This window comes from Daejeonella sp. (assembly GCF_030684675.1).
Taxonomy (GTDB): Bacteria; Bacteroidota; Bacteroidia; order Sphingobacteriales; family Sphingobacteriaceae; genus Daejeonella.
Genome location: NZ_JAUXXZ010000083.1, coordinates 1 through 5,112 on the forward strand (window position 1 = coordinate 1; position 5,112 = coordinate 5,112).

Consider the following 5,112-nt stretch of genomic DNA (forward strand, 5'->3'; position numbering starts at 1 on the left):
TACGCAAATGAGGAGACTATTCAAAAATATATAAATGAACAAGGCCAAGAAAAGACTGCTTATAAGAAGTTTCATAGGGCACAATTACGGTTATTCGAATAACGCGATACCTCGAAGCTCTGCTTCGGGGTCATTCATTTAATTGGAGTAGGATGACATCCCGATTATATAAATTGCGAACTCTGTGAGAGAAATGAAAGGGGTGGGGAAAAGGAAATAGGGAATAGGGAATAGGGAGTAGCCTCTCAAAACTCAAATCTAGAATGCAAATAGCAAATTGACAAAGCCAATCAAAACTTATTAAAACAATATTCAATGTATAAATCCAGACGCGAATTCATCAAAAAGAATTCAATCACCTTATTAGGAACCACAGTATTAGCTACAACATCAGGCAGCCTTCTTGCTTCTACAGCTGATTTTTTGATGCCGCAGACTAAAGACCTTTTGTTTTTTGATGCATTTGCGCGGATTGGTCCGAGAAGGTATAAGCATCCGGCTGAAAAGTGGCAACTGGAAGATCTGATCAAAGAATTGAATCATTGTTCAATTTCAGGGGCCCTGGTAGCATCTACCTTGTCATTAAGCTATGATGCAATGTATTCCAATCTTGAATTAAGCAATAATCTCAAGCCCTATCCCAATTTATTCGGGATATGGAATGTGCTGCCTCATCATACGAATGAATGTCTTCCTCCGGCTCAGTTAAAGCTAAAGATGGCTGAGCATAATGTGCTGGCAGTTACAATACATCCGGCTTCAAATGGCTGGGATTGGAGCGCGCAATCAAGTCAGGAATTAATGAAGTATCTGAATGATAATAAAGTCTTTACCATTACTACAGTATCCGAAATAGGTGGCTGGAAGGAAATGAATGAGTTTCTTACACGCTATAAATCAATTCCGCTGTTGGTTTCAGGTATTAGCTGGGGGGAGCAGCGTTATGCAATCGGACTTCTGAAAGACCATCCTAATTTTCACATCAGTTTTGACCGTATGCAGATCAATGAGGGATTGGAATTCCTTTACAAAAAAGGACATATCAATCAGTTAATTTTTGCGACGGATGCGCCTACGATGTCGGCCGGGGCACATCGAACTTATATCGATTATGCTGATATACCCGATGAAGCAAAAGCAAAAGTTGCTGGTGGAAATCTGATCCGTCTTTTGGGTGGTCAGCGACCACCTAAGGTTCATACCAACAGATCTGAAGATATTTTAATGAGCTCAGTCAGGAATGGCAAACCATTGCCAGTTCCAGTGATCGATATGCATATGCATATGCTTCATGAAGGAATTAACGGTGCAGGAGGGACAGGCTATCATATGGAAAATGGTGGTCCGAAGGGGATATTTAAAATGATGGAACGACTGGGTTGCGTAGGAGGAGGCTTCATGAGCTGGAATGGGGTGGTGAGTAATGATTCGGTACAGGGAAATAAGCTGGTAAGGGAGGCTCTGGATGCTTCTCCAAAAGGTTTCTGGGGATTGGCGACTTTCAGTCCGACACATTATACCCAGGAACAATTAGCAGAAATGATCCCACAGGTTTATTCAGATAAGCGTATTATCGGAATGAAGCCTTACCATTTCTACGGAATGGAATACCATAACCCCGCTTATGATATCTGGTGGGAATATGGTAATAAAAACGGCTTGTATGCACTGATTCATCCTTCCAGAGCCGATTTGTTGGAGGTTGATAAACTGGCTGAAAAGTATAAGAATGTACGCTGGGTAATTGCTCATGCCGGCGGAAGTTATAAAATGGCGGATATGGCAATTGCGGTAATGAAAAAACATAAAAATGTTTTTGCTGAAATTACGCTTACCCCGGTTCCATTAGGGATTATAGAATACATGGTTGATGCTGTGGGCGACGACCGGATTATGTATGGTTCCGACCTTCCGATGCGTGACCCGCGTCAGCAGTTAGGATGGCTGGTGTTTTCGAATCTTCCATTGGCAAGTAAGAAAAAGATCCTGGGAGAAAATGCGTATACGATTATTGAGCCGTGTATTGGGAATATGCCGGAGTATAATGTTCCTGTAGTATTCAGAAAATAAGGGAAGAATTACGGATTACGGGATTACGAATTACGGAATTACGAAATATGAATTACGGGTTACGAATTGAGTACCACGATCCAGTAACCAGGATTAAAGAAGTGAAAATTGGATAATCACTAGCTATTTGTGTCTTAGCGAGTAATAAAATTTAAGCAATTCTGAAGGAGAAATGACAAGCGTTTTGTCATTGCGAGCGTAGCGAAGCAATCTCCCACAATAGAAGATTGCTTCGTCGTGCCTCCTCGCAATGACATGCTATTGAGTATATTGCTAAGTTTAACTTTGTCATTTGTAGAGAAAAAAATGTTAAGTTCTTTTGGAACGGTGAGGGTATCGACCCTTGGAAATAGAAAATATTAAAAAGACTCTCACAAAGACGCAGAGACGCGAATTAACTGGATGACAGTAATTTATTTTTGATAATGAAAAGACTAATGAGCAAAATTATCGTAGCGAGTATGTTCTTATCAAGCCCTGCGCTTGCCCAATGGCAGGCAGGTGTTGCCAAAGCAGATATTACCCCGACTGAATCGGTTCCACTGGCAGGTTATGGAGGCAAAACCCGGATGTCGCAGGAGGTTGTACATCCGATCTGGCTAAAAGCAATGGCATTGCGCGATGAAACGGGGCAATTATCAGTCATGGTGACTGCCGATCTGGTTGGTCTGAGTGATAAAATGGTAGGCATTATTGCAGCTAATGCACTCAAAAAGTATCAAATACCCAGAGAACGCCTGATCTTAAATACTTCTCATAATCATTCCTGTCCGGTAACGGAAGATGTATTATGGATCTATTATGAATTTATTGATCAGGAAAGGGCGGCAAAGGATCGGTATACCCAAATGGTTTATCAGCGATATGATGAAGTAATAGCTGCGACCCTTAAAGATCTTTCTCCCGCAGAGATCAACTTTGAACACGGACTAGCCGGTATCGCAGTGAACCGCAGGAGATCACGCGGTCCGGAGACCAGAGCCTTCGGTGGACAGGTGGATCAAGATGTTCCGGTATTGACTATTAAGTCGGGGGGACAGCTTAGGGGCATTCTTTTCGGTTATTCATGCCATACCACTGCTTTGGGAGGCTTAAGCATCAGCGGCGATTATGCCGGTTTTGCTCAGATTGAACTGGAAAAGCACTATCCGGGATCACTGGCTATGTTTGTTCAGAATTGTGGTGGCGATGCAAATCCACTGCCCAGAATCCGTGGAAATGAGGCAGAGGCTGTGAAACTTACTTCGATGTACGGTCATATCCTTGCAGAATCCGTTAAGCAGGTGATTGAAGCACCAATGAAAGCGATTAACGGTCCGCTGAAAGCGGTAATGGGTGAAACCGAACTCTACCTTAAACCGGGCTTATCTCTTCCAGAATTAAAGAAACAACTGCCGGGTTTGAGCGGTATGGCAAAAACTGAAGTTGAACATCAGATCAATCAGTATCAAACACTTGGTGCACCGCCCGATCGTGTGAAATACCCTGTTCAGGTTTGGAGATTTGGCTCCGGATTTACCTTTATTGCCTTAACCGGCGAAACCGTTGTCGATTATTCCCTCAAATTCAAAGGCCTGTATGGCTGGAACGATACCTGGGTCTTTGGGTATAACAATGATCTTCTAAGCTATGTTCCAAGCCTGAGGGTTTTGAAAGAAGGAGGATATGAAGGAACAAGCGGTATGGCTGAATACGGGCATCGCGCACCTTACACGGAATCGGTTGAAAAGCAGATCAGTAAAAAGGTGGCTGAGTTGGTAAAAAAATTGAGGGAATAAGTCCCGTAACTACAGGATTGAGTCCCGCACATGCAGGTTAAAAGGTTACTGGGAAGAAATGGGATCCAAAACGCATGTCATCCCGAATCCGCCCAAGGCGGAGAGGGAACTTAGTGATCTTAGATCGAAATTTGTTTCATGAGCACGATTTCCTTCACATTGTTAAGTCTGTACAAGCGGGAGCAAATGTCCAATTCCTAAAATCTAACCATCCCTACATAACTACTATTAGCAATACGCTGCCTGTCGTCAGAAATAAAGGAAATCCAGGCAGGATGATCAACAGGCGTCTTATTTTTGCTGATGCTGATAAGTTGTCTTTCTTCTGAACGTCGGGCACCGCTTATAGTACCGCATAAAGAATTAGATTCGTTATCATAAACCAGAATCATAACCTGATCATCTTCACGCAAATTCCATTCCTCGCCTGCCTCCTTAGAATTATCCCTCCAGGAAAAGATAAGTTGATCTTCTCTCTCTTCAACAGCCGCATCAACTGCCCCCGGTAAATCACCCATGCTGAACCGGAAAGCAGCGTAATTTATCTCTCCAGCCTCATTAAATGCGTTCAGCATATTCCATGACTTAGCCGAATTATGCGCGGAATTGCCATTGCGCTTTGCTTCCAGATTGAAGCCGACACGAATGAAGGGTAGAAGCGGGTTAAGAATATTCTGCATCTTCGAAAACTTCGAACGGCAAATATTCTGATTAAACGAGCCTTTTTTATTCTTTTTGGAGTATTTGGGCAAACCACGAATTACCCATTTACCGTATTGCTGATAACCGACAATGCTTCCGGCCTTGCCGCTGAAGCCTCCATTTGGACCACCATTTAAAATAGCCATACTGATAGGATAAGTGTCTATATTAAAGATAGTTAAATATTATTAATAATACAAATTTTAGACTTTGCTTAGACGTAGGTAGTTCGTATGTTAGTCGGGTACAATTGTCACACGTCCGACTAAAATCCGTCTAAACTCCAACTAAAATTCGTTAAGCATGGAATGAAATTATTATTAAAATATACACTTTGTAATGGTTTTAGCTTGCCGGAGCAGAATTTGAGGGAATTGGAGGAAGGAGATTTGACTGATTCTTTTCAGTAAATTAATTTAAGATTTTAATCAAAAGAATTCCTCGAAGCTCTGCTTCGGGGTTCTGGCCTAATCTTATATTTGTTTTATGAGTGAACATATTCATAAACGTCATAATAAGAATTTGCTGTTGTACCATTTGGTTTGTCCGATAAAATATAGGA

Annotated in this window: 3 protein-coding genes; 2 read left to right on the plus strand and 1 reads right to left on the minus strand. The window is 42.0% G+C overall.

Features of this window, described 5'->3' with window-relative positions; genetic code table 11:
- The first annotated feature begins 315 nt into the window (after window positions 1-315).
- Together Q8M41_RS17995 and Q8M41_RS18000 are read left to right on the plus strand one after the other, a co-directional pair.
- Window positions 316-2,070 (plus strand): amidohydrolase family protein, encoded by a 1,755-nt coding sequence (locus Q8M41_RS17995; protein ID WP_305366697.1) that lies wholly within the window; start codon window positions 316-318, stop codon window positions 2,068-2,070.
- Window positions 2,071-2,495: 425 nt separating this feature from the next.
- Window positions 2,496-3,848, plus strand: a complete 1,353-nt coding sequence (locus tag Q8M41_RS18000; RefSeq protein WP_305366698.1) for a neutral/alkaline non-lysosomal ceramidase N-terminal domain-containing protein — start codon at window positions 2,496-2,498, stop codon at window positions 3,846-3,848.
- Window positions 3,849-4,045: 197 nt separating this feature from the next.
- On the opposite strand, the gene Q8M41_RS18005 is transcribed toward Q8M41_RS18000, so the two are convergent.
- The gene (locus Q8M41_RS18005) at window positions 4,046-4,696 is read right to left on the minus strand and encodes a DUF6266 family protein (protein ID WP_305366699.1); all 651 of its coding nucleotides are present in this window, start codon (window positions 4,694-4,696) and stop codon (window positions 4,046-4,048) included.
- Window positions 4,697-5,112: the final 416 nt, after the last annotated feature.

Bases quoted from the DNA above. Each gene is read 5' to 3' on its own strand.
- Q8M41_RS17995 (WP_305366697.1), top strand. From the start codon at position 316: ATGTATAAATCCAGACGCGAATTCATCAAAAAGAATTCAATCACCTTA.
- Q8M41_RS18000 (WP_305366698.1), top strand. From the start codon at position 2,496: ATGAAAAGACTAATGAGCAAAATTATCGTAGCGAGTATGTTCTTATCA.
- Q8M41_RS18005 (WP_305366699.1), bottom strand. From the start codon at position 4,696: ATGGCTATTTTAAATGGTGGTCCAAATGGAGGCTTCAGCGGCAAGGCC.